The sequence below is a fragment of the Nocardia sp. FBN12 genome, from assembly GCF_054031145.1.
This window is the reverse complement of sequence record NZ_CM132926.1, coordinates 7105356-7128802: the sequence shown is the minus strand read 5'-3', so window position 1 is coordinate 7128802 and position 23447 is coordinate 7105356. Positions and strand designations below refer to the sequence as shown.

Annotated in this window: 23 protein-coding genes and 1 riboswitch; of the genes, 8 read left to right on the top strand and 15 right to left on the bottom strand. The window is 66.9% G+C overall.

Annotation, left to right across the window (positions count from 1 at the left end; all coding sequences use genetic code 11):
* Window positions 1–34 precede the first annotated feature (34 nt).
* Window positions 35–889, top strand: coding sequence for an alpha/beta fold hydrolase (locus tag ACWZHB_RS33460; protein ID WP_427905672.1), 855 nt, complete (start codon window positions 35–37; stop codon window positions 887–889).
* 55 nt (window positions 890–944) lie between these two features.
* On the opposite strand, the gene ACWZHB_RS33455 is transcribed toward ACWZHB_RS33460, so the two are convergent.
* Window positions 945–2165, bottom strand: coding sequence for an acyl-CoA dehydrogenase family protein (locus ACWZHB_RS33455; protein WP_427905671.1), 1221 nt, complete (start codon window positions 2163–2165; stop codon window positions 945–947).
* Window positions 2166–2360: 195 nt separating this feature from the next.
* Here ACWZHB_RS33455 and ACWZHB_RS33450 point away from each other — a divergent pair, with 195 nt between their 5' ends.
* Window positions 2361–3983 (top strand): purine-cytosine permease family protein, encoded by a 1623-nt coding sequence (locus ACWZHB_RS33450; RefSeq protein ID WP_427905670.1) that lies wholly within the window; start codon window positions 2361–2363, stop codon window positions 3981–3983.
* 166 nt (window positions 3984–4149) lie between these two features.
* On the opposite strand, the gene ACWZHB_RS33445 is transcribed toward ACWZHB_RS33450, so the two are convergent.
* The 3 genes from ACWZHB_RS33445 to glpK (ACWZHB_RS33435) form a co-directional block, all read right to left on the bottom strand.
* On the bottom strand, window positions 4150–4899 hold the full coding sequence (locus tag ACWZHB_RS33445; RefSeq protein ID WP_427905669.1) for an SDR family oxidoreductase: 750 nt from the start codon (window positions 4897–4899) through the stop codon (window positions 4150–4152).
* A gap of 130 nt (window positions 4900–5029) precedes the next feature.
* A complete protein-coding gene (gene glpD / locus ACWZHB_RS33440; RefSeq protein ID WP_427905668.1) occupies window positions 5030–6709 on the bottom strand; it encodes a glycerol-3-phosphate dehydrogenase in 1680 nt (559 codons plus the stop codon).
* Between the two features lie 32 nt (window positions 6710–6741).
* Window positions 6742–8244, bottom strand: a complete 1503-nt coding sequence (gene glpK / locus ACWZHB_RS33435; protein WP_427905667.1) for a glycerol kinase GlpK — start codon at window positions 8242–8244, stop codon at window positions 6742–6744.
* Window positions 8245–8377: 133 nt separating this feature from the next.
* Between glpK (ACWZHB_RS33435) and ACWZHB_RS33430 the strand changes: the two genes are divergently transcribed.
* Window positions 8378–9130 (top strand): IclR family transcriptional regulator, encoded by a 753-nt coding sequence (locus ACWZHB_RS33430; protein ID WP_427905666.1) that lies wholly within the window; start codon window positions 8378–8380, stop codon window positions 9128–9130.
* Window positions 9131–9173: 43 nt separating this feature from the next.
* The gene (glpK, locus tag ACWZHB_RS33425; RefSeq protein WP_427905665.1) at window positions 9174–10700 is read left to right on the top strand and encodes a glycerol kinase GlpK; all 1527 of its coding nucleotides are present in this window, start codon (window positions 9174–9176) and stop codon (window positions 10698–10700) included.
* 37 nt (window positions 10701–10737) lie between these two features.
* On the opposite strand, the gene ACWZHB_RS33420 is transcribed toward glpK (ACWZHB_RS33425), so the two are convergent.
* The 6 genes from ACWZHB_RS33420 to ACWZHB_RS33395 form a co-directional block, all read right to left on the bottom strand.
* Window positions 10738–11310, bottom strand: a complete 573-nt coding sequence (locus ACWZHB_RS33420) for a type II toxin-antitoxin system HipA family toxin (protein WP_427905664.1) — start codon at window positions 11308–11310, stop codon at window positions 10738–10740.
* Window positions 11307–11588, bottom strand: a complete 282-nt coding sequence (locus ACWZHB_RS33415) for a HipA N-terminal domain-containing protein (protein ID WP_427905663.1) — start codon at window positions 11586–11588, stop codon at window positions 11307–11309. The genes ACWZHB_RS33420 and ACWZHB_RS33415 overlap by 4 nt, the downstream gene beginning before the upstream one ends.
* A complete protein-coding gene (locus ACWZHB_RS33410; protein ID WP_427905662.1) occupies window positions 11581–11820 on the bottom strand; it encodes a helix-turn-helix domain-containing protein in 240 nt (79 codons plus the stop codon). Before ACWZHB_RS33410 ends, ACWZHB_RS33415 begins: the two co-directional genes overlap by 8 nt.
* Before the next feature lie 115 nt (window positions 11821–11935).
* The gene (locus ACWZHB_RS33405) at window positions 11936–12805 is read right to left on the bottom strand and encodes a hypothetical protein (protein WP_427905661.1); all 870 of its coding nucleotides are present in this window, start codon (window positions 12803–12805) and stop codon (window positions 11936–11938) included.
* 29 nt (window positions 12806–12834) lie between these two features.
* A complete protein-coding gene (locus ACWZHB_RS33400) occupies window positions 12835–13995 on the bottom strand; it encodes an MFS transporter (RefSeq protein WP_427909380.1) in 1161 nt (386 codons plus the stop codon).
* 235 nt (window positions 13996–14230) lie between these two features.
* A complete protein-coding gene (locus ACWZHB_RS33395; protein ID WP_067447965.1) occupies window positions 14231–15448 on the bottom strand; it encodes an NADP-dependent isocitrate dehydrogenase in 1218 nt (405 codons plus the stop codon).
* Window positions 15449–15874: 426 nt separating this feature from the next.
* Window positions 15875–15985: riboswitch (SAM riboswitch) on the top strand.
* A gap of 82 nt (window positions 15986–16067) precedes the next feature.
* Here ACWZHB_RS33395 and ACWZHB_RS33390 point away from each other — a divergent pair.
* Together ACWZHB_RS33390 and metX are read left to right on the top strand one after the other, a co-directional pair.
* The gene (locus ACWZHB_RS33390) at window positions 16068–17384 is read left to right on the top strand and encodes a bifunctional o-acetylhomoserine/o-acetylserine sulfhydrylase (protein WP_427905660.1); all 1317 of its coding nucleotides are present in this window, start codon (window positions 16068–16070) and stop codon (window positions 17382–17384) included.
* Window positions 17381–18526 (top strand): homoserine O-acetyltransferase MetX, encoded by a 1146-nt coding sequence (metX, locus tag ACWZHB_RS33385; protein WP_427905659.1) that lies wholly within the window; start codon window positions 17381–17383, stop codon window positions 18524–18526. The genes ACWZHB_RS33390 and metX overlap by 4 nt, the downstream gene beginning before the upstream one ends.
* 3 nt (window positions 18527–18529) lie before the next feature.
* On the opposite strand, the gene ACWZHB_RS33380 is transcribed toward metX, so the two are convergent.
* Window positions 18530–19165: a TetR/AcrR family transcriptional regulator gene (locus ACWZHB_RS33380; protein ID WP_427905658.1), complete on the bottom strand. Its 636-nt coding sequence runs from the start codon at window positions 19163–19165 to the stop codon at window positions 18530–18532.
* Between the two features lie 138 nt (window positions 19166–19303).
* Between ACWZHB_RS33380 and ACWZHB_RS33375 the strand changes: the two genes are divergently transcribed.
* The gene (locus ACWZHB_RS33375) at window positions 19304–20251 is read left to right on the top strand and encodes an oxygenase MpaB family protein (protein ID WP_427905657.1); all 948 of its coding nucleotides are present in this window, start codon (window positions 19304–19306) and stop codon (window positions 20249–20251) included.
* A 10-nt stretch (window positions 20252–20261) separates the two neighbouring features.
* Here ACWZHB_RS33375 and ACWZHB_RS33370 read toward each other — a convergent pair whose 3' ends face one another.
* Window positions 20262–20588 carry a DUF3017 domain-containing protein gene (locus ACWZHB_RS33370; protein WP_235569656.1) on the bottom strand — a complete coding sequence of 109 codons (327 nt, stop codon included), beginning with the start codon at window positions 20586–20588 and terminating at the stop codon, window positions 20262–20264.
* A gap of 46 nt (window positions 20589–20634) precedes the next feature.
* Here ACWZHB_RS33370 and ACWZHB_RS33365 point away from each other — a divergent pair, with 46 nt between their 5' ends.
* Window positions 20635–21117 (top strand): tRNA (cytidine(34)-2'-O)-methyltransferase, encoded by a 483-nt coding sequence (locus ACWZHB_RS33365; protein ID WP_427905656.1) that lies wholly within the window; start codon window positions 20635–20637, stop codon window positions 21115–21117.
* A 1-nt stretch (window position 21118) separates the two neighbouring features.
* Here the strand turns inward: ACWZHB_RS33365 and ACWZHB_RS33360 are convergent, their stop codons facing one another.
* The 3 genes from ACWZHB_RS33360 to ACWZHB_RS33350 are packed head-to-tail and all read right to left on the bottom strand — an operon-like array spanning window position 21119 to window position 23410.
* Window positions 21119–21343, bottom strand: coding sequence for a DUF167 domain-containing protein (locus tag ACWZHB_RS33360; RefSeq protein WP_427905655.1), 225 nt, complete (start codon window positions 21341–21343; stop codon window positions 21119–21121).
* Entirely contained in the window at window positions 21303–22316 is a 1014-nt protein-coding gene (locus tag ACWZHB_RS33355) for a DUF4349 domain-containing protein (protein WP_427905654.1), read from the bottom strand. Before ACWZHB_RS33355 ends, ACWZHB_RS33360 begins: the two co-directional genes overlap by 41 nt.
* A 53-nt stretch (window positions 22317–22369) precedes the next feature.
* Window positions 22370–23410 (bottom strand): M48 family metallopeptidase, encoded by a 1041-nt coding sequence (locus tag ACWZHB_RS33350; protein ID WP_427905653.1) that lies wholly within the window; start codon window positions 23408–23410, stop codon window positions 22370–22372.
* Window positions 23411–23447 lie beyond the last annotated feature (37 nt).

Below are 23447 nucleotides of genomic sequence, written 5' to 3'. Positions count from 1 at the left end.
CCCGGACACCGTCGTCCAGGAAGGGGTGATGACGATGACGTCACGCACCGCCAAGTCCACCGCCCGCCCAGCGCCCGTCGCGGCGCTGCATATCGGGTCCGGCGACCCGGTCCTGCTGTTGCACGGGTTCCTGCTGTCGCCACACTGCTGGGAACAGGTCGCGCAGCGGATGTCGGCGAACTGTGAGGTGTACGCGCCCGCGTTCGCCGGGCACTGGGGTGGTCCGAAGGTCGAGGGCTGGGCCCTGGATGTGTACGCGCTCGCGGATCAGATCGAAGATCAGCTCGACGAGCTCGGCTGGCGCACCTGCCACATCGCGGGCAATTCGCTCGGCGGCTGGGTGGGGCTGGAGCTGGCGCGACGCGGCCGGGCACGCACGCTCACCACGATCGCCGCGGCGGGCGGCTGGGCTTCGCCGTCGCTGAGCCAGGTCAGGATCGGGCTCAAGTTCGCCTCGCTGATCCCGTTCATCGAAGTCGGCAAGCTGCTGGGCGAGCTGGCGGTCAACAACGTGATCGTCCAACAGGCGGCCGCGATGCTGATCACCAAGCGCACCAGCGCCGTCGCCCGCCGGGAGATCGCGACCACGCTCACCGCGGTCCTGCACTGCGACGCGATGCTCCCGCTGATCCTCGGCAGCCTGCGCGCGCCGGGCATGGACGATCTGGGCGAGCTGAGCACGCCGATCCGGATGCTGCTCGCCGAGTACGACCGGATCATCCCCAACAGCGTGTACGCCACCCGCTACCTGCGCGAACTGCCCGAGTCAGCGGATCGCATCCTGGTGCACGGGGTGGGGCACGTGCCGATGCTGGAGGCACCGGATCGGATCGCCACCCTGATCGCCGAGCACATCTACGCCAGCCGCGGGCATCTGCGCGCGGTGTGAGCACGCGAAACCCCGACCGCGACAACACTGTTCGCGGCCGGGGTCGGCGGTAGTACTACTTGCCGAGCAGACCCTTGGCGATGTGGGTCACCTGGATCTCGTTGCTGCCCGCGTAGATCATCAGCGACTTCGCGTCACGAGCCAGCTGCTCGACCCGGTACTCGCTCATGTACCCGTTGCCGCCGAACAGCTGCACCGCCTCCATCGCCACCTCGGTCGCGGCCTCGGAGCAGTACAGCTTCATCGCCGACGCCTCGGCCAGGCTCGGCGGCTTACCCGCGCGAGCCCGCTCGAGCACGTTGAACACCATGTTCTGCACATTGATTCGTGCCACTTCCATCTTGGCCAGCTTGAGCTGGATCAGCTGGAAGCGCCCGATCTCCTGACCCCACAGCGTGCGGTTGCGCGCGTAATCGACACAGAGCCGGTGACATTCGTCGATCACGCCCAGTGCCATGAACCCGACGCCGATCCGCTCGGCGGTGAAACTCGCTCTGGCGCTTTCTCTTCCGTCGCCGCCCTGGTGCTCCTCGGTCTCACCGAGCAAGCGATCCTTGCCGAGCCGCACGTTGTCGAAGAACAACTCGCCGGTCGGTGAGGAGTGCAGGCCCATCTTCTTGAACGGTTTGCCCTGGGTGAGGCCTTCCATGCCCTTGTCGAGCACGAAGGTGAGCACCTTGCGGTCGCGCTTGTCGACGCCGTCACGCTCGTCGAGCTTGGCGTAGACGATCATCACGTCGGCGCACGGGCCGTTGGTGATGAAGGTCTTCTGACCGTTGAGGATGTAGTCCTCGCCGTCGCGCTCGACGCGAGTCTGCATGCCGCCGAACGCATCCGAGCCGGAATCGGGTTCGGTGATCGCCCAGGACGCCACCTTGCGCAGGGTGACGATGTCGGCCAGCCAGCGCTGCTTCTGCGCCAGCGTGCCGCGCGACATGATCGTGGTGGCACCCAGCCCGATGCTCACACCGAGCGCGGAAACCAAACCCATGCAGACACCGGACAATTCGCTGATCAGCACCGCCATCATCGACTGCTGATCACCGAACGGGCTGGGAGATTTCTTCTCGGATCCGCCCGCCTCCTTGGCGAGCATCTTCGCGACGGCGTCCTCGCCCATCGCGTCGATCCCGAACTGGCTGAACAGCTTTCGCAGGACGGGGTACGGCAGCATCTCACCGCTGTCGAGCGCGTCCAGATTCGGCCGGACCTCCTTGTCGATGAACGCCCGTACGGCGTCGCGGATCATCAGATCGGTCTCGGACCATTCGAACACTCTCGTCTCCTGACGCTCGCCTTCCGTTCAAAAACATACACGCGTGCTTGTTTTTGCGGGGCCGTTTCGGTGACCCCGGTCACCATCGGGCTGCGTAACAGCGGCGTAACGGAAAGGAAAATTCATGTCTACATCTATGCAGGACCGTCTGTGAGTCGCCGGTTACGGGCGGCAGCGGATGAAGGAGAGACGGAAATGGCTGGAGCGGATACCGCCGCCAAAGAAACACTCGAGGACTACACGCTGCGTTTCGCCCCGCGGAGCTACCGCAAATGGAGCCCCGCGGTCGTCGGCATTTCCGCCCTCGGCGGCATCGCCTACCTGGCCGATTTCGCGATCGGCGCGAATATCGGCATCGCGCACGGCACCGGAAACGCCCTGATCGGCATCGGTATCTTCGCCGTGGTGGTGATGCTCACCGGATTTCCGCTCGCTTATTACGCGGCGCGCTACAACATCGATCTCGACCTGATCACGCGCGGTAGCGGATTCGGCTACTACGGTTCCGTGATCACCAATATCGTGTTCGCGTCGTTCACTTTCATCTTCTTCGCGCTCGAAGGGTCGATCATGGCCCAGGGCCTGTTATTGGGCCTCGGAATTCCCTTGTGGCTGGGCTATCTGGCCTCCACGATCATCATCTTCCCGCTGGTCATCTACGGGATGAACACCCTGGCCAAACTGCAGGTGTGGACCACTCCCCTGTGGCTGCTGCTGATGGTGGCGCCGTTCGGGTTCCTGCTGCTCAACCACCCCGATTCGGTCGGCTCGTTCTTCGCCTACGGCGGTAAGGACGGCCAGGGCGTGAGTGTGTCCGGCGCGCTGCTGGCCGCCGGTGTGTGCCTGTCGCTGATCGCCCAGATCGCCGAGCAGATCGATTACCTGCGCTTCATGCCGCCCCGCACCCCGGAGAACCGGGCCAAGTGGTGGGGCTGGATGCTGCTCGCCGGTCCCGGCTGGGTGCTGTTCGGTGCGGCCAAGCAGGTCGTCGGCCTGTTCCTCGCGGTGTACCTGATCGCGAATCTGCCCGCTGCGCAGGGCATCGCGAACCAGCCGGTGCACCAGTTCCTGGAGATCTACAAGGACATGGTGCCGGGCTGGCTGGCCATGACGCTGGCCGTGGTGCTGGTGGTCATCAGCCAGGTCAAGATCAACGTGACCAACGCCTACTCCGGCTCGCTGGCCTGGACCAACTCCTACACCCGCGTCACCAAGACCTACCCGGGACGCCTGGTGTTCCTGGTGGTGAACCTGGTGGTCGCGCTGATCCTGATGGAAGCGAACATGTTCGACTTCCTCAACAGCATCCTCGGCTTCTACGCCAACTGCGGCATCGCCTGGATCGTCACCGTGGCCACCGATATCGCGGTGAACAAGTACCTGCTCAAGATCTCGCCGAAGGTGCCGGAGTTCCGGCGCGGCATGCTCTACGACTTCAACCCGGTCGGCCTGGTCGGCTTCGGGCTGTCGGCGGTGCTGTCGATCATGACCTTCTTCGGTCTGTTCGGTGAGCTGCTGAAGCCGTACTCACCGCTGGTCGCGGTGCTGGTCGCCTTCATCGCGACGCCGCTCACCGCGATCGCCACGAAGGGCAAGTACTACCTGCGTCGCACCGACGACGGCATCGACGTCCCGATGTTCGACGAGCACGGCAACCCCGCCGCCGATCTGCTGCCCTGCCACGTCACCGGCCTGGAATTCGAGCGCCCGGACATGATCGCCTCGGCGGTGCCCGGTCCCGAGGGCGAGATCCAGTACATCAGCTCGCTGGCGCTGTCCACGGACAAGGACGGAAAGCACCTGCTGCCCCGTCAGTAGTATTGGAGCGCTGGCGCGCTCGAGTTCGCGGCCCCTTGTGTCCCGTCGATCAGGCACCGTTGCTTGCTCCTTCGTCGCCTACGCAACGGCACCTGATCGACGGGACGGCCGCGAACCGCCGCTGCGCGGCGGCCCCTCCTCGAGGTCGGGGCGTTCGGGGCTGGTTTCAGATCATTTTGCGGACCACCGACAGCGGCAGTATCCGCAGCGCGAAACCCAGCGGCACCCACGGCCAACCGGGAACGTAGGCATTGGCGCGACGCTTCTCGATCGCGGCGACCATGGCACGGACGCCGGTTTCGGTGTCCACCATGAACTTCGGCTGATGCTTGACGCGGTCGTTCATCTCCGAGCGGATGTAGCCGGGGTAGATCACCGAGACGTCGACGCCCGGAATCGCTTCCGCCCGAACGCCTTCGGCCAGCGCGGCGACGCCCGCTTTGGTGGCCGCGTAGGTGGTGAGCGTCTTGGGCATGCCGCGCAGGCCGGAGATCGAGGAGATCATCACCAGGTGGCCGCGCCCCTGCGCGCGGAAGATCGTCAACGCGGCTTCGCTCTGCGCGAGAGCGGCAAGGAAATTCACCACTGCCGTCTCGCGGTTGGCCTTGTGATGGCCCGTGCCGAGTGGGGCGCCCTTTCCGAGGCCCGCATTGACGATCACACGGTCGATGGCGCCGAATTCCTCGGCGAACTCGTCGAAGACGGTGAACACCGCGGCGTCGTCGGTGACATCGAGTCGCTTGACCGAGACAACGCGATCAGGGTGTTCGGCGAGGATCTCGGCGCGCAATTCGTCGAGCCGCTCGGTGCGGCGCGCGCACAGGCCGAGGTCATAGCCCAGAGTGGCGAACTGGCGCGCCATCTCAGCGCCGAGCCCGGAGCTGGCGCCGGTGATCAGGATGGTGCCCCGGCTCACGAGCGCGTCGCGGTTCGTCGTGGGGTGTTTCGCAATTCCATGCGCTCACGCTAACCACGCGCGGCGGCCCGGTCTACGACGCCGCGGCGGTTCGCGCGGTTCGGCTCCGCTGACGGCCGGGCGCAATCGGTCAGCGGGCCGCGACCAGCCTGGCCGTGTTGGCGGCTTCGTCGTCGCTCGCCTCGTTGGCCGCGAGTTCGGCGTGCACGCGGTCGTAGTAGCGATTGATCTCGGTGTCGGTGGTCTCCTCGTTCCAGCCGAGCAGGGGCGCGATCAGCCGGGCGACCTCCGGTGCGGCGGCGAGGCCGCGGTCGGGGACCTCGATGGAGATGCGGGTGCGGCGGGTGAGGATGTCGTCGAGGTGCAGGGCGCCCTCGTGCGTGACGGCGTAGACGATCTCGGCGGCGATGTACTCCGAGGCGCCCGGAATCGGGTGGCGCAGTGCGGGGTCAGCGGCGACGAGGCCGAAGATATCGGTGCTCAGCGAACCGTAGCGGCCGAGCAGGTGTGCCACCACGTCGACGGGCAGTCGCTGCGAAGCCGCCAGGGTGTTCACTTCGGCGAGCAGGTCGAAATAGCCGTCCGCGCCGACGATGGGCAACTGCGCGGTCGACGAGGCGGGGATATCACCACCGAGGCGCGCGACGGCGGCGTCGACGACATCGGCGGCCATCACCCGGTAGGTCGTGTACTTGCCGCCGGCGATCACGAACAGGCCCGGTGCGGGTTCGGCGACGGCGTGTTCGCGGGACAGCTTCGCGGTTTCCTTCGTGGCGCCGGTCATCAGCGGGCGAAGGCCCGCGTAGGTGCCGACGATGTCCGCCCTGGTCAGCGGCTCGCGCAGCAGTGAATTGACGTGATCGAGGATGTATTGCACGTCGGCGGCGGTGGCCGTGGGGTGGTTCTTGTCGAGTGCCCACGCGGTGTCGGTGGTGCCGATGATCCAGTGTTCGGCCCACGGGATCACGAACAGGACCGACTTCTCGGTGCGCATGATCATCCCGGTGTGCAGGTTCAGCCGGTCGCGCGGCACGAGGATGTGCACGCCCTTCGACATCTGGACGTGGAACGGGAAGTCGACGCCGGTCATCTTGATCATGTCGTCGGTCCACACGCCGGTCGCGCTGATCACCGTGCGGGCCCGAATCGTGTGTGCGCGACCGGTTTCCAGGTCTTCGACCCGCGCGCCGACGACCTTCTCGCCGTCGCGCACCAGCCCGATCACCTTGGTGCGGGTCAGTACTGTCGCACCGTGCTCGGCGGCGGTCCTGGCGATCATCATCGTGTGGCGGGCGTCGTCGACCTGCGCGTCGTAGTAGCGGATGGCGCCGGTCATCGCGTCATCACGCAGTGCGGGCGCGAGTTCCAGTGCGCCCGAACGGCTCAGGTGCTTGTGCATCGGAACCGTGCGCGCGCCGCCGAGGGTGTCGTAGAGGGCGATGCCCGCGCCGATGTAGGCGCGCTCCCACACCCGGTGCTGCAGCGGGAACAGGAACGGCACCGGGCGCACCAGGTGCGGGGCGAGCGTATTCAGCAGCAGCCCACGCTCTTTGAGAGCCTCGCGCACCAGCGCGAAATCCATCTGCTCCAGGTAACGCAGACCGCCGTGGATGAGCTTGGACGAGCGGCTCGAGGTACCAGCGGCGAAATCGCGTGCCTCGACCAGGGTTACGGACAGGCCGCGTGCGGCGGCGTCGAGCGCGGCACCGGCGCCGGTCACGCCACCACCGATGACCAGGACATCGACTTCGGCGGTATCGAGCGAGCCGACGGCCTGCTCACGGTAGGTGGGGTCCAGTTGCACAGACACGATGATCTCCTTCTCGAAAGTATTGGGGTGACTCAGATTTCGGCCCAGTCGAGGGTTCGCTCGACGGCTTTGAGCCAGCGGCGATAGCCCTTTTCGCGTTGCTCGTCGGACCAGGTCGGATGCCAGCGGACGTCTTCGGACCAGTTGTCGAGCAGTTCGTCGGTGCCGCGCCAGAAGCCGACGGCCAGTCCGGCGGCGTAGGCGGCACCGAGTGCGGTGGTTTCGGCGACGACCGGCCGGGAGACGGGGACGCCGAGCAGGTCGGCCTGGATCTGCATGGCCAGCTGGTTCACGGTGACGCCGCCGTCCACCCGCAACGTCGCCAGGCGCACACCGGCGTCGCGCTGCATGGCCTCGACCACGTCGCGGGTCTGGTAGGCGATGGATTCCAGGGTGGCCCTGGCCAAGTGGGCGTTGTTGCTGTAGCGCGAGAGGCCGACGACCGCGCCGCGCGCATCGGGTCGCCAGTACGGCGCGAACAGGCCGGAGAAGGCGGGCACGAAGTACACGCCACCGGAATCCTCGACCTGACCGGCGAGATCCTCGATCTGCGCCGCGCCTGCGATGATGCCCATCTGGTCGCGCAACCACTGCACCGCGGAGCCGGTGACCGCGATCGAACCCTCCAGCGCGTAGGCGGGCTTGTCGTCGCCGAACTGGTAGGCGACGGTGGTGATCAGGCCGTGGTTCGAGCGCACGATCTCCGTGCCGGTGTTGAGCATCAGGAAATTGCCTGTGCCATAGGTGTTCTTGGCCTCGCCGGGCCGAAAGCACACCTGCCCGACACCTGCGGCCTGCTGGTCGCCGAGCACGCCCGCGATCGGCACCGAGCCCTTGAACGGGCCGTCGGGTTTCGTCGTTCCGAACAGTTCCGGGTTCGCCGACGGGGCGATGGTGGGCAGCATGGCGCGCGGGATGCCGAAGATCGCGAGCAGCTCGTTGTCCCAGTCCAGGGTTTCGAGGTCCATCAGCATGGTGCGCGAGGCATTGGTGGGGTCGGTGACGTGTACGCCGCCGGTGAGGTTCCAGATCAGCCAGCTGTCGAGGGTGCCGAACAGCGCGTCACCGCGCTCGGCATCGGCGCGCACGCCCGCGATGTTGTCCAGGATCCACTTCAGCTTGCCGCCGGAGAAGTACGGCGCGGGCGGCAGGCCGGTCTTCTCGCGGATTTGTGCGCTGTGGCCCGCGTCGTCGAGGTCGGCGATGATGCGGTCGGTGCGGGTGTCCTGCCAGACGATGGCGTTGCCGTAGGGGCGGCCGGTGCGGCGATTCCACACCACGGTGGTCTCGCGCTGGTTGGTGACGCCGATGGCGGCGAGGTCGTCGGCCGTGAGATCGGCGAGCGAGAGGGCGGTCTTGACGACAGTGCGGGTACGTTCCCAGATCTCGTCCGGATTGTGTTCGACCCAGCCGGGGCGCGGCATGATCTGCGAGTGTTCGAGCTGGTGGCGGGCGACCACGGTGCCGCTGTGGTCGAAAACCATGAATCGCGTCGATGTCGTGCCCTGGTCGATCGCGCCCACGTACCGGTTCATTTTCTCGCCTTCCCGGACCTCGTCGTCGAGTCCGCCGATCGGGCACCCGTGCCCGAAACCCACGCTAGGAACGCGCGGGTGCGTACACCACACACACCGTTCGACAATGCTGAACGGTGGTAGGTTCGGGCCCATGCCTGGCCCGATCCAGTCGATCGAACGCGCCGCCGCCGTGCTGCGCCTGCTCGCGCGCGGGTCGGGGCCGCTGGGTGTCGGCGAGATCGCTACCGCGCTCGACCTGGCCAAACCCACCGCGCACGGCATCCTGCGGACGCTGCTCGGGGTCGGGTTCGTCGGCCAGGACGCGCGCACCGGCAAGTACCTGCTCGGACCGGCGATCGGCGAACTCGGGACCGATCGGCTCGATGTGAACGAGTTGCGCTCGCGCGCGATCCATCGGGCCGACGCGCTCGCCTCGCGCGCCGGGGAATCGGTACGGATCGCGGTGGCGCGGGATACCGGGATCACGGTGATCCATCACGTCTTTCGGCCCGACAACAGCGAGCAGTCCCTGGCAGTCGGCGAGGTACTGCCCGCCCATGCGACCGCACTCGGCAAGGTGCTGCTCGCCTACGACGCCGCGGCGAAAGTCGGTGCGCTCCAGGGATTCACCCGGCGGACGATCACCGAACGCGACCGGCTCGACCGTGCGATCACCGAGGTGCGACGGCGGGGCTGGGCAGACGAAGTCGAGGAGTACCACTCGGGCGAAGCGGGGATCGCCGCGCCGATTCGAGCCAGAGGTGGCCTCGTCGTCGCTGCGATCGGCATCACCGGGCCGACAGATCGGCTGTGCGACAACCGATTACATGTGCGACCTGCCGCGATCGAGCAGGTGCGCGCCGCCGCCCTCGCCGTGCACCGTGATCTGACGGCGGCGCGATGATCTGGGACGTCACGAAGATACGCGCCGACGAGAGCAGCTGCCGATGACCCAACGTTTCGTGCTCGCCATCGACCAGGGCACCACCTCGAGCCGCTGCATCGTCTTCGACCAGCACGCGCGGCTGGTGGGGATGGCGCAACGGACCCATCGTCAGCATTACCCCAGGTCGGGGTGGGTGGAGCAGGATGCGCTCGAGATCTGGCGGACGGTGGAGCGGATCGTGCCCGCGGCGCTGCGCGATGCCGGGATCACCGTCGAACAGGTGGCCGCGATCGGGATCGCCAATCAGCGCGAGACCACCGTCGTGTGGGATCGGCACACGGGGATCCCGGTGCGCCTGGCGATCGTCTGGCAGGACGTGCGGACCGAGGAACTGGTCGATCGCTTGAAGGAAATGCCTGGTGCTCAACGTATTACGGAACTGAGCGGCCTGCCCTTGGCCACCTACTTCGCCGCACCTCGCCTGCGCTGGCTGCTCGACAATGTCGAGGGCCTTCGCGCCAGGGCAGAACGCGGCGACGTCCTCTTCGGCACCATGGAATCCTGGCTCATCTGGAACCTGACCGGCGAGCACGTCACCGACGTCACCAACGCGGGTCGCACCCTGCTGATGAATCTCGCCTCCCGCCAGTGGGACGCGGAACTGTTGCGGTTCTTCGATATTCCGCCCGCCATGCTTCCCCGCATCGAACCGTCGACCGGCGATTTCGGCACCGCGCGCACCGTCGTCCCCGGTGTGCGGATCGGCGCCGCCCTCGGCGACCAGCACGCGGCTCTCTTCGGCCAAACCTGCTTCGCCCCAGGTGAAACCGAGTGCACCTATGGCACCGGTGGCTTCCTCATGATGAACACCGGCACCGAACTGATCCGCTCCGAACACGGCCTGCTCACCACCATCGGCTACCAGGTCGGCCCCGAACCGGTCTACGCGCTGGAAGGCCCGATCGCGGTCACCGGCTCCCTGGTCCAATGGCTACGCGACATCGTCGGCCTGATCGCCACCGCCCCCGAAATCGAGACTCTCGCAAGCACAGTCGACGACAACGGCGGCTGCTACCTCGTCCCCGCCTTCTCCGGCCTCTACGCCCCCCACTGGCGCAGCGACGCCCGCGGCCTGCTCATCGGCCTGACCTCCTACGTCACCAAAGGCCACCTGGCCCGCGCCGTCCTCGAGGCCACCGCCTGGCAGACCCGCGACGTGGTCGAAGCCATGAACGCCGACGCGGGCCTGGAAGCGAAATCCCTGCGCGTAGCAGGCGGCATGGCCGCCAACAACCTGCTCATGCAGATAATCGCCGACGTCCTCGACACCCCAGTGATGCGCCCGCTGGTCACCGAAACAGTCTCCCTCGGCGCCGCCTACGCGGCAGGCCTGGCCGTCGGCTACTGGCCCGATCTCCAAGGCCTACGCCGCAATTGGAAGGTAGCCGCCCAATGGAACCCCGCCCCCGACCGCCGAATCCGCGACGAAGAATACGAACGCTGGCAACGCGCCGTCCAACTCAGCGTCGGCTGGGCCCGCCCGGCGAGTGGCCTGGCCAACCCGAACCCACCCTCCACACGGCGATAGCGATCACCATCACCTGTCCGGGTACGTCCCCGATCCGTCAGCCATCTTCGCCCGCACCACGTCCGGCCACGAGGTTGGTGGCGAAACGGGTGACATCGGCGGCCACTCCGGGATGCGCGCGTGGGTGCGGCGATTCGGTGGCTGCCAGGTCCAGCACGGTCGCGAGGGTGTCATCGACAACGTCGGCGGCGTCGGACAGCCCCCAGACCTTCCCCTCGGCGATCAGATGTGTGCGGGTGATCGCGCGATGGCGGTACTCCCGGTCGACCGCCAGCGCCATTTCTCCGTCGTTGGGCTGGTGCACTTGGGGAACGACGTCGTAGGCGGGCGCGAGACTGATCGACCCGTCGGGGTGGTGCAGCAGTGAGATGTTCTTCGCGTGCATATCCAGGTTGCCGACGGCGACGGCGAGCGTCGTCATACGCAGCAACTGCGCCACTGCCGCGCGGTCGCCGACCGCTGAAAGGACTCCGGCGATGCGCGCCGCGCTGACCTTGCCACCGAATTTCTGGTACTTCTGGTCCCCGCCCGCGCCGAGCACCTGACTGAAGTCCTCCTGATGAATGCGGCAGGCGGGGGCATCGGGTGCTCGGTCGTACCGCTCGATCACCAGGGCCGCGACGCCATCGAACTCCCGTATTTCGGTGCGGAACTCGCCATCCGGGCGAGCATTCGCCCCTCGGGGAGAAGTTCTCGAAAGAAATTCTGCCGCCGATCTTTTCGCGAACGGGTCGCGATCGCCGCCAAAGGGATCGACATCGACAAGATCGTGGCGTCGATCCCGAACTTGTCGACCGCCGCCGCATCTGCGATGAAGTCGAAGTTCCGCCAAGTGCCGACAATCGTTCCGACGCGAGTGCCGTACAACTCGACGACGAGGTCAGCCACGATCGCTCTTCGGCTCGATCGTGGCGGTGAGTTCCATCCCCGTTTCCCGCATCATGGCGAACAGCCGGTCGGTGTAGATCGACGGTTTGCCCGATTCGATCTCCCAGATGTAGCGCTGGGACGTGCCGAGTCGCTCAGCGAGCTCGCGCTGACTCAACCCGTTCAGCAGCCGTGCCTGCTGCAGGATTCGGCCGAGCGATTCCGCGCCGGACACTTTGCCCGTATACGCCATGCCACCTCCCGACTACCATTTAGTAGTCACGATACATGACTACCTTTTGGTAGTCGCACAACGTGACTACCATTTAGTAGTCAGGCCGCGCGCTGGCCGGGGCCTGGGAGGTGCGTCAGACGAAGAGTTCGTCGGTGCGAGTGGCGGTTACGGCCTGGGTCAACCACGCGTCGAGTTGGCTGAGGTCGGTGCAGGCGGCGAGCTGAGTGCGCTGTGCCGCCGACAACTCGAGTCCACGAGCGGTCAGCACCGTGAGCACCGCACGAGCAGCTTGCTCAGCGCGCCCTTCTTCACGACCCTTGGCTACGTACTTGGTAGCAATGCGGCCGCGGTATTCGGGAGTGCTCTTCATCAGTTCCTCCAAACGTCGGCTAGCCGCGAGGGTCAACGCGTCGTCGACCAGGTCCAGATACATTTTCACACGTTCGTCGTCGATTTTCATCAGCCCGGCCAGGAAAGCGGGTAGGACGTCATCCATGTGGGGGCCCGCCCCGTGCGCGATCGCTGACAGTGTTGCCCGTTCCGGACAACGGCGAGCCTCGTCGGGATCGGTCACCAGCGGAAAGCGATCCGGACCGAGAACCAACGGGTGTATCACCGAACCGCAGGGGCCCAGTTCGATCGGCTTCGCCGCCCATTCCGCGACCTGCCTGCTCGGCGTCACAACGAGCAGAACGGCTGGGCAGCCCAACCGGGATCGCAAAGTCGCCACGTAGACCGGCCACTTCCATCGCCGGTCATCCTTCTTGCTCAGCTGCACCTCGACGCACACACCGAGAATGGGCTGATCGCGATCGTCATGCGTACTCAGCGCCAGGTCCCCGCGATATTCCTTGGGGCCCATGTCGGTGAAGTCACACGGCTCGGCACGCATCTGGGCCGCGGCCTGCAGTGGTACGTCGAACTCCTCGACCAGCAGTGTCGGCGCCAGGGAGACCTCCGTGCGGAAAAGATCAAGCAAACCTTCGTGTAGGTAGCTCGGCATGCGCTGCACCGTATTCAGGTGCGGTGGGATCACGAATTCGGTTGCGGGGTGGCGGGGGAAACGCGACGGGCGAGCCAGACTGTGACGGTGAACAGGAGGACACCGGCGACCGCGAGGACAGCGCCGACCATGGCCGGGGCGGTGTAGCCGAGGCCCGCGGCGATCACGAGGCCGCCGAGCCAGGCGCCCGCGGCGTTGGCCATGTTCAAGGCGGCGTGGTTGAGGGCGGCGGCGAGGGTTTGGGCGTCGGCGGCTACGTCCATGAGGCGGGTTTGCAGGCCGGGGGCCAGGGCCGCGCCGGAGGCTCCGACGAGGAAGGCCCCGATCGAGGCGGTGATGGGGTTATGGGCGGCAAGGACGAAGCCGGCGAGGATGACGACCATCGCGATCATGGCGACGAAGATCGAGCGGTCGACGCCGCGGTCGGCGAGGATGCCGCCGCCGATATTGCCCACGATCATGCCGAGGCCGAACAGGGCCAGCACGATCGGCACCGCGCCGATGGGCATGCCCGCCACGTCGGTCATGGTGGTGGCGATGTAGGTGTAGACGGCGAACATGCCGCCGAAGCCGATCGCGCCGACGGCCAGGGTGAGCAGCACCTGCGGGCGGCGCAGCGCACCGAGTTCGGTGATCGGGTTGGTGATCTTCATGCTGGTCAGAGCGGGGACGTAGCGCCACAGGGCGGCCACCGTCGCCATCCCGATCACGGCGACGACCACATAGGCGTCACGCCAGCCGAAGTGCTGACCGAGCCAGGTCGCGCCCGGCACACCGACCACATTCGCCACGCTGAGCCCGAGCATCACCGCGGCCACGGCCTTGGCCCGCTGCCCGACGGGCGCGAGCGTGGCGGCGGCCAGCGAGGCGACACCGAAGTACGCACCGTGTGGCAGGCCGGACACGAAACGGGCGAGCACGAGCGTCTCGAAGGTCGGCGCGAGCACGGTCCCGATATTGCCGATGGTGAACGCGATCATCAACACGATCAGCAATTTCTTGCGCGCCACCCGCGCGCACAACGCGGCGATCAGCGGCGCGCCGACCACCACACCCAGCGCGTACGCCGACACCGCATGCCCGGCCGACGGCTCGGAGATACCGAAGTCCCGCGCGATATCGGGCAACAACCCCATGGTCACGAACTCGGTGGTCCCGATCCCGAATCCACCCAGCGCCAACGCGAGCATCGCCGGGACATGCCAGCTGGTGCGTGGCACGTCTAGGCGATCGGGGGCTGCAGTGGAAGAAGTCACGCTTCCATGCAACGGGCACAGATACCCATCCGCTACCCGAGATGAGCGTGAGTTAGCCCACCGTGGGAACAACCACCGGGTACGGACGCAGAAAGTGCTCGCATCGGATTCGATGCGAGCACCTTCTTACAGTCGTGTGGTTTCGCGGTTCAGCGCGGAACGCAGCACATCACTTCAGAGCGCGAGCCAGGTTCACATCGAGCGCGCCGAGGAATTCCTCGGTGCTCAGGTAACCCTGGTCCCCACCGACGAGCGCGGCGAGGTCCTTCGTCATCTGACCGCCTTCGACGGTCTTGATGACCACGTCCTCGAGCGCCTGCGCGAAGCCGATCACCTCGGGGGTGTTGTCCAGCTTGCCGCGGTGTTCGAGGCCACGGGTCCAGGCGAAGATCGACGCGATCGGGTTGGTCGAGGTCGGCTTGCCCTGCTGGTGCTGGCGGTAGTGCCGGGTGACCGTGCCGTGCGCGGCCTCGGCCTCACAGGTCTTGCCGTCCGGGGTGAGCAGCACCGAGGTCATCAGGCCGAGCGAGCCGAAGCCCTGAGCCACGGTGTCGGACTGCACATCGCCGTCGTAGTTCTTGCAGGCCCAGACGTAGCCGCCCTCCCATTTCATGGAGGAGGCGACCATGTCGTCGATCAGGCGGTGCTCGTAGGTGAGGCCCGCCGCGTCGAACTCGGCCTTGAACTCGGCGTCGAAGACTTCCTGGAAGGTGTCTTTGAACATGCCGTCGTAGGCCTTGAGGATGGTGTTCTTCGTGGAGAGGTACACCGGGTAGTTCTGCTGCAGGCCGTAGTTGAACGAGGCCCGCGCGAAGTCTTCGATCGACTTCTTGAAGTTGTACATACCCATGACGACGCCGCCGTCTTCGGGCATCTTCACGACCTCGTGGATGATCGGCTCGCTGCCGTCCTCCGGGGTGAAGGTCAGCGTGACGGTACCCGCCTCGTAGACCTTGAAGTCGGTGGCGCGGTACTGGTCGCCGAAGGCGTGACGGCCGATGATGATCGGCTTGGTCCAGCCGGGCACCAGGCGTGGCACGTTGGAGATGATGATCGGCGCGCGGAAGATGGTGCCACCCAGAATGTTTCGGATGGTGCCGTTGGGCGAGCGCCACATTTTCTTGAGGCCGAACTCTTTCACCCGCGCTTCGTCGGGGGTGATGGTGGCGCACTTGACGCCCACGCCGTACTTCTTGATGGCATTGGCCGCGTCGACGGTGACCTGGTCGTCAGTCTTGTCGCGGTACTCGATGCCGAGGTCGTAGTACTCGAGGTTCACGTCGAGATAGGGATGGATCAGCTTGTCCTTGATGAACTGCCAGATGATCCGGGTCATCTCGTCGCCGTCGAGTTCTACAACGGTGCCTTCAACCTTGATCTTGGACATGGATCTTCGTGTCCTCCTCGGTGGGTGCCCTTATTGCACGGCTAGGCGAACACGCTTGTGAGCGGACCCCAGCAGTTCCAACAGACAACGTATATGCCCCGCGTTGTCTGCGGGACGTGTGGTGCAAACAAGACGAGCGTACTGCTGTCCCCCACCTCACCGCGACGGGAGGCCCCACTGTGCGGGACGGCGCGAAGCCACCCCGCCCCGACCGCCCTTCGGTACCCGATCGGGCCCTGACCGGCTACTGAACGGTAACAACCGGGCCCGCGTGGTGACGCGCGCCCGGTCAGCCTGCGATCGGCACCGCGGCGGCGAGGCATCAGCTCGTGCCCGAATGTTCGAACACCGTCGAACGAGTGATCTTCAGCCGAAATGCGGGGGAAGTTTCCGCCTGCGGGAGATGTCCGGTTAACATGACGGCAAGGTCATGAGTACCAGCGCCAAGCCCCGGCTCGCTGGTCGGCAACCCTCCAGCTGCGGTGGGGTGCTCCGGGTGATGACCGGGCTCTCGAAAGTCGAGAGCAAGCGCGCATTGCAGGAGGCCCCCATGTGTTGTTGCCAGTCGATCCGACCCAATTGACGAGATCCCCCGGCTGACACCCATTTGGAGCACGACATGACCGACTCATCCCTGCCCGAGAACTGGTCCTTCGAGACCAAGCAGATCCACTCCGGCCAGGCACCCGACGCCGCCACCGGCGCGCGCGCACTGCCGATCTACCAGACCACCTCGTACGCGTTCCGCGACACCGAGCACGCCGCCGCGCTGTTCGGTCTCGCCGAGCCGGGCAACATCTACACCCGGATCATGAACCCCACCCAAGACGCGGTGGAGCAGCGCGTGGCCGCGCTGGAAGGTGGCGTCGCGGCGCTGCTGGTGGCCTCCGGCCAGGCCGCGGAGACCTACGCGATCCTGAACCTGGCGGGCGCGGGCGACCACATCGTGTCCAGCCCGCACCTCTACGGCGGCACCTACAACCTCTTCCACTACTCGCTGCCCAAGCTGGGGATCACGGTCTCGTTCGTCGAGGATCCCGATGATCTCGCGCAGTGGGAAGCCGCGATCCAGCCGAACACCAAGGCGTTCTACGGCGAGACCATCGCCAACCCGAGCAGCGCGGTGTTCGACATTCCCGGTATCGCCGGCATCGCGCACGCACACGGCCTTCCGCTGATCGTCGACAACACCGTCGCCACTCCCTACCTGATCCAGCCGCTGGCGCACGGCGCCGACATCGTCGTGCATTCGGCGACGAAGTACCTGGGCGGGCACGGTGCGGCCGTGGCGGGTGTCATCGTCGACGGCGGCACCTTCGACTGGACCGTGCGCGACGCCGATGGCAACGCGCGTTTCCCCGGCTTCACCGAGCCCGACCCCAGCTATCACGGTGCGGTGTTCGCCGATCTCGGCGCGCCCGCGTTCGCGTTGAAGGCGCGCGTGCAGTTGCTGCGCGATCTGGGCGCGGCGGTCTCGCCGTTCAACGCCTTTCTCATCGCCCAAGGCATCGAGACGCTGAGCTTGCGGGTCGAACGGCATGTCAGCAATGCCGAGACGGTCGCGAAGTTCGTCGCCGAGCAGCCGGGCGTCGACGCCGTGTTCTACGCGGGCCTCGAGTCCTCGCCCTGGCACGCGCGGGCCAAGGAGCTGGCCCCGAGGGGCGCTGGCGCGATCGTGGCGTTCGAGCTGGCGGGTGGTGTCGATGCGGGCAAGAAGTTCGTGGACGCGCTCAGCCTGCACAGCCATGTAGCTAACATCGGTGATGTGCGTTCTCTCGTGATTCACCCGGCGTCGACCACGCACTCGCAGTTGACGCCCGAAGAGCAGCTGGCGGCCGGTGTCACTCCCGGCCTGGTCAGGCTCGCGGTGGGCATCGAGGGAATCGACGACATTCTGGCCGATCTGCGGGCCGGGTTCGCGGCGGCGACGACGTGACTGTGAGCACCGAATCGCCGATCGCCCGACCCGGAACCGGGGTGGCCCTGCTGCCACCCCCGGACGGGCGTGTCGGCGTGATCGCCATCGGGGACGTGGCGCTGGAGAACGGCGCCGAAGTCCGCGATGTGCGGCTGGCGGTGCAACGCTGGGGCGAGCTCTCGCCCACGCTGGACAATGTGGTGCTCGTCGAACACGCGCTCACCGGTGACTCCCATGTCATCGGTGGGCCCGACGGGGCGCCCGGCTGGTGGGAGGGCATGGTCGGGCCCGGCGCGCCGATCGACACCGATGAATGGTGCGTGATCGCCACCAATGTGCTCGGCGGCTGCAAGGGCAGCACCGGGCCTGCCTCGCTCGCGCCCGACGGAAAGCCTTGGGGTGCACGGTTTCCCGAGCTGACCATCCGCGATCAGGTGACCGCGGAGGCGCAGTTGTTCGACGTGCTCGGCATCGAGCGGCTCGGCGCGGTGGTCGGCGGCTCGATGGGTGGCATGCGGGTGCTCGAGTGGATGATCGGCCTGCCCGAGCGGGTTTCGGCCGCGCTCGTGCTGGCCGTCGGGGCCCGCGCCACCGCCGATCAGATCGGCACCCAGACCACCCAGATGGCCGTTATCGCGGCCGATCCCGACTGGCAGGGCGGCAACTATCACGGCACCGGTCGCGCGCCGATGACCGGTATGGGGCTGGCCCGGCGCATCGCGCACCTGACCTACCGCACCGACGGCGAACTCGACCACCGCTTCGCCAACAATGCCCAGGGCGACGAAGACCCGTGGAACGGTGGACGTTACGCGGTGCAGAGCTACCTCGAGCATCAGGCCGACAAGCTGTGTCAACGCTTCGATCCAGCCACCTACGTACTGCTCAGCGAGGCCATGAACCGCCACGATGTGGGTCGCGGGCGCGGTGGTATCGCCGCCGCGCTGGCGTCGACATCGGTGCCGTGCGTGGTGGGCGGGGTCGACTCGGATCGCCTGTACCCGTTGAACACTCAGGCCGAGCTGGCCGAGGGGCTGCCGGGCTGCGCGGGTCTCGAGATCGTGCACTCGCGCGACGGGCACGACGGGTTCCTCACCGAGGCCGCCGCGGTGTCGAAGTTGCTGACCGAGACGATGCGCCTCGCGCGGGAGAACCGCTGACGTTCACTGCCCGGTCAGCAGGGTGACGATCGAACGGACGTAGGCCTGAAGCCGTTCGCGCGGATACTCTTCCGGCTCGCTGACCCCGAGCCGGCCGAGCATTTCGGCGACGGTGAGGGTCGAGCTCGCGAGCAGCCCGGCATCCATGCCCGACCACTTCGGCAGCACTGAGATGCCCATGCGGACAAGCGCTTCCGCACGCTCCAAGATCTCGGCGCGCGACGCGCGAAGAGCCGCGCGATATTCGTCGGGCGCACTCGCCGGGGTGGCGAGGATCAGCCGCCAGCGAGTCGGATTCGCCAGTGCCACACCGACGAACGCTTCGACGGTCGCCGAGGCAGCGGCCAGCGGGTCGGCGCCGAGCAGGTCGTCGGGCAGCGTGTCGGCGATCTGATCCAGTCCGCGTTCACGTTCGCGCTCCAGCAGCGCTTCGACGAGTTCGGCGCGGGTCTTGAACACCGTGTACAGCACAGGTTTTCCGACGCCCGCCGCCTGCGCGACGGCCTCCATGCTCAGCTCGTGCAGTTCCATCCGGCCCAGGACGGTGAACGCGGCGTCGAGAAGTTGCGCGCGGCGCTGTTCCGGCGGCAGGCGCGGTGCGTAGCGCCGTCGAGGTCGTTGCTCCTGCGTCGAGGTCACCCGCCCACCTGCCTTTCGCTCGCCGACGATACCCGTCAGCCTTCGGCACAAATCCTACGCAACCGTTGTATTCCCGTCGAGTGATTGCTACGGTGGTGTTGTATTCAATCTTCCTCGCACGGCAAAGGGGCATGTGCAATGGCTTTCGATGCGTCGACTCTGCGTCGCGACGACTACGGCTTCTTCGGGCCGGATTCCCCCACCTGGAAGGTGTGGGCGGCGCCGACCGCGCTGATCGGATTCCAGCGCGCGGTCACCCTCGAGCACTTCGATCCGTTCCTGACCGCCGCGGTCGCCGATTCGCACGGGATCTACGACAACCCCGCCACCCGTCTCGACCACACGCTGTCCTACTTCCTGCTGGTCGCGCTCGGCGACGGCCGCACCGCCATCCAGGCCGCCGAACACCTGATGAAGGTGCACGCGCCGATGACGGGCGTCGAACCGATCAGCGGCAAGCGCTACAGCGCCAACAACCCCGACTCCCAGTTGTGGATCCACGTCACCGGGTGGCATTCCGTGCTCAAGGCCTACGAGATGTTCGGGCCGGGGCCGCTGAGTCCCGCCGAAGAAGACCGGTACTGGGCCGAGTGCGTGATCGCCGCCGAACTACAGACCTGCAAGCCCGCGGATGTGCCGCGCAATCGTGCCGAGGTCCGCGCGTACTTCGAGCGCGTTCGGCCGCAGTTGTGCGTCAGCGAGCGGGCCGTGGAGGCCATGCACTTCCTGCTGTGGCCGTCGGTGAGCAAGGGTTTGCCGTTCGCGGTCGGTGGCCGGTTGCTGTCGCTGGCGACGATCTCGACGCTGCCCGCCTGGATGCGCGAGCTGGGCCGATTCGACCTGCCCCGGGTTGTCGACGCCGCGGTGCGTATCCCGGGGAAGGTGCTCGTCTGGGCCGCCGCACGTCGCGGCAACCGTGGGCTGATCGTGGCCAGCCCGTACGTCGCGAAGATGACCGGACAGATCCTGGCCAACCACGCCGGCGCCGCGCCCCCGCGAACCCGGTCGACGATCAGCCCGAGCGATGCCCGCGCGCGCTACGGCAGTAACGGCACCCACAGCCTCTGGGACAAGACCTCCGCCTGAACTGCTGTTTTCAGCTGACGCCGAGAGTATTGATGGTGGCCGCGAGGAAAACGATGGCGCTGCCGAGTGCGGTCAGCGCGGCCACGTCGAACGGGCGGCTGCGCACGGCCAGCAACCCCACCTGCACGGTCGGCAGGCACAGCCGGAACGCGGCGGCCACCAGCGCGGCACTGCCGAAGATCAGCGCGCCACGGCGCCACCGATCCCACGCCACGAAGCCGACCGCGATCACGATCAGCGCGGTCACCACGGTCATCGGCAGATGACTGCGCAGGTACTGCTCCCCCGCGCTCAACCGCGCGACCCGGTGCTTGCCGGTCGTCTCCGCCTCGTTCACGAGCCCGATTGTTCCAGATACCGCCTGCGCGCGGACGGGGTGGCGCATGACAGAGTGGTCCGCTGTGCTGCACCTGATCTTTCACGAGCCCGTGATTCCGCCCAATACCGGCAATGCGATCCGGTTGGCCGCGGGGACCGGTTGCGCGCTACACCTGATCGAGCCGCTGGGCTTCGACCTCTCGGAGTCCAAGCTGCGGCGGGCCGGACTGGACTATCACGACCTCGCGGTGGTGACCGTGCATCCCGACCTCGCGACGGCGTTCGCGGCGATCCGGCCCGGCCGGGTCTTCGCCTTCACCACCCAGGCCACCACCCGCTTCACCGATGTCGCCTATCGCGACAACGACGCGCTGCTGTTCGGCACCGAGCCCACCGGGCTGCCCGAGGAAGTGCTGGCCGATCCGCAGATCACCGAGCAGGTGCGCATTCCGATGCTGCCGGGGCGGCGGTCGATGAATCTGTCGAACGCGGCGGCGGTGTCGGTGTACGAGGCGTGGCGGCAGCTGGGCTTTCCCGGCGCGGTCTGACTCAGTCGATGTCGAAGCGCTTGAACCGTGAGGTCGCGCCCGCGGTCAGCCGGACAGCGGACTTGGCGACGCCGAAGTGTTCGGCCAGTAGTTCGATCGCGGCCTTGTTGGCCTTACCTTCGACGGCCGGGGCGCGGACGTAGAGGGTGAGGGTGCCGTCTTCCGCGGTTTCGACGAGTGGACCTTTACGGCTGTTCGGTTTGATCGTCGCCCGCACTGTGGGCACCGGGCGTCTCCTTTTCGGATGCTGCCGTGCTGGATGCGGTGGCGCCGGATGTGGTGGTTGCCGGGGCGGCGGGCGGCGGGGTCGTGGCTGCCGGGGCGGTGGTCGCGTGCGCGCCGGTGCGGCGCCTGCGCAGCAATCGCAGTGCGGCGTAGAGCAATCCACCGATCACCGCGAGGAAGCCGAGCCACGGGAGGGCCTTGCCGACGAAGACGATCGCGTCCTGCAGCCAGTCGATCAGCGAATGCCAGCCCGCGACGATGCCGTCCCAGAAGTTGTCCGGGTCGCCGGGGGCGTTCTTGTCATCGGCGGTGAGGGTGATGGTGAGCGTCGAGAACGCGACCTGATCGTCGAGGCTGCGCTTCTGCGCGGTGAGGCTGTCGAGTTCACCCTGCCTGCTCGACAGCGCCTCCTCGGCGGCGATCAGATCAGCGGTGTTGGTGGCGCCGGTGATCAGCGCCTTCAACCGATCGACGGAGGCCTGCAATGCCCTGATGCGGGCGTCGAGGTCCTGCCACTGCATGGTGACATCGTCGCGGTTGGTGCTGACCCTGGTCACCGTGCCGACCCCACCGAGCCCGGTGATGAAGGCATCGGTCTTATCGGCGGGCACCCGCACACTGAGCACGGCCCGCGCGGCGCGCTTGTCGGTGCCGGGCTGTTCGGTCCGGCTGTCGATCCGCCCGTCGACCGCGCGAACCTGCTCGGTGACAGTCCCGGCGGCGGCGATCGGATCGCCGGAGGTGACATCCACCGATCCGGTGATCACCTCTTTCCGATTCGACTGATCCGTCGGCGCCGGACTGTCCTGCTGCGGAGCGCCCTCCCGGAACCCGGGTGCCACCGCGGGAGCCGGCCCACCCATGACGGTGGGCGAGGACGCCTTACCGGCATGGTCCTCGCTGTCGTCATCGCCACACCCGACCAGGAACACGAGTCCGAGCAACGCGATCATCACCACGGCAAGCTTGCGCATGCTCGCAGCGTAGTGCGTGGGAGAGCCGGAGCGGGCGCGCTCGCGCGACCTGGTCATGACGGCTGATCGTCGGCCGTTGCCCGGTGCCGTTGAAGTTCGAGCGCTTCGACCGCGCGGCGGCGGTTCTCGGGCGACGGGTGGGTATGAATCAAGGGAGCCAGTAGGCGATTCTCGGCAGGGGTAGCGTCCCAGTCCGCCTGCTGTCGTCGTAGTACACCGCGAAGATCCTGGCCGTAGCCGAGTTCCACTGCTACTCGGTCGGCACCGTACTCCTGCCACTGGGACAGCCTGGCTCGCGCGAAGGGCTGCGCGACGAGGACCACCACCACGACCAGTGTGGTCGGCAGCCCGAGAAACCGGGTCGACACGGCGAGAAGCGCCCAACCCGAGCCGAGGACGGCTGCGGTCGGCACGATGGCGACCACCAGCACGCCGAGGAGGATGACCGGCCGAGGCCCCCGATACAGTCGGTGGGCGATCCACCGAGGCCCGATCTGCACCAACAACGCGACCCTGGACACAACTTCCACAGCGAGCTTGAAGAGCAGGTCGGCAGGACTTCGATACCACTTGATCAGCCGCCGTAACCACATTTGTCCCAGCAAGTGATGGCCCAACTCGTGCGCGAGTACTGCCTGCAGTTCCCCTCGCGTGAGCACGTCGAAAGCATGCCGGGTCACGACGACGTGTCGGCCCGCAGTCGCGTATCCGTACGCCTCTCCGTTCACCGATACGAGGTCGTAAACCCATGGCGTATAGCGAGAACCGTCGATCCGGGCAACGACGGCGACCGCCGCCCACGCGTCGTCCACTTCCGCGTGCTCGGGCGACGCGGACCGGTTGGCCTGTGCTGTCGCACCGGCGACCAGGACACCGACGAGCAGAACGCACGCGCCCGATACCGGCCACACCAGCGCGGCGATGACCACGAGCCAGTCCCCGACCTGCGCCGACAATGCCCAGATGAGCCATCCGCTGAGCACGATCGACGGCAGCGAGACAACCAGATCCCCGATCAGCACGAAGAACGTGGTCCGTCGTGCGACCAGCACCGGCCCCGCGGACTCCGACTCCTGCCGAACATGCGCGTTCATGCTGTACCCCCAATTCCCAAGATACCAACGGGGTTAC

Bases quoted from the DNA above. Each gene is read 5' to 3' on its own strand.
- ACWZHB_RS33460 (WP_427905672.1), top strand. From the start codon at position 35: ATGACGTCACGCACCGCCAAGTCCACCGCCCGCCCAGCGCCCGTCGCG.
- ACWZHB_RS33450 (WP_427905670.1), top strand. From the start codon at position 2,361: ATGGCTGGAGCGGATACCGCCGCCAAAGAAACACTCGAGGACTACACG.
- glpK (WP_427905667.1), bottom strand. From the start codon at position 8,244: ATGAACCGGTACGTGGGCGCGATCGACCAGGGCACGACATCGACGCGA.
- ACWZHB_RS33430 (WP_427905666.1), top strand. From the start codon at position 8,378: ATGCCTGGCCCGATCCAGTCGATCGAACGCGCCGCCGCCGTGCTGCGC.
- glpK (WP_427905665.1), top strand. From the start codon at position 9,174: ATGACCCAACGTTTCGTGCTCGCCATCGACCAGGGCACCACCTCGAGC.
- ACWZHB_RS33410 (WP_427905662.1), bottom strand. From the start codon at position 11,820: ATGGCGTATACGGGCAAAGTGTCCGGCGCGGAATCGCTCGGCCGAATC.
- ACWZHB_RS33405 (WP_427905661.1), bottom strand. From the start codon at position 12,805: ATGCCGAGCTACCTACACGAAGGTTTGCTTGATCTTTTCCGCACGGAG.
- ACWZHB_RS33400 (WP_427909380.1), bottom strand. From the start codon at position 13,995: ATGCTCGCGTTGGCGCTGGGTGGATTCGGGATCGGGACCACCGAGTTC.
- ACWZHB_RS33395 (WP_067447965.1), bottom strand. From the start codon at position 15,448: ATGTCCAAGATCAAGGTTGAAGGCACCGTTGTAGAACTCGACGGCGAC.
- ACWZHB_RS33390 (WP_427905660.1), top strand. From the start codon at position 16,068: ATGACCGACTCATCCCTGCCCGAGAACTGGTCCTTCGAGACCAAGCAG.
- ACWZHB_RS33375 (WP_427905657.1), top strand. From the start codon at position 19,304: ATGGCTTTCGATGCGTCGACTCTGCGTCGCGACGACTACGGCTTCTTC.
- ACWZHB_RS33365 (WP_427905656.1), top strand. From the start codon at position 20,635: ATGACAGAGTGGTCCGCTGTGCTGCACCTGATCTTTCACGAGCCCGTG.
- ACWZHB_RS33355 (WP_427905654.1), bottom strand. From the start codon at position 22,316: ATGCGCAAGCTTGCCGTGGTGATGATCGCGTTGCTCGGACTCGTGTTC.
- ACWZHB_RS33350 (WP_427905653.1), bottom strand. From the start codon at position 23,410: ATGAACGCGCATGTTCGGCAGGAGTCGGAGTCCGCGGGGCCGGTGCTG.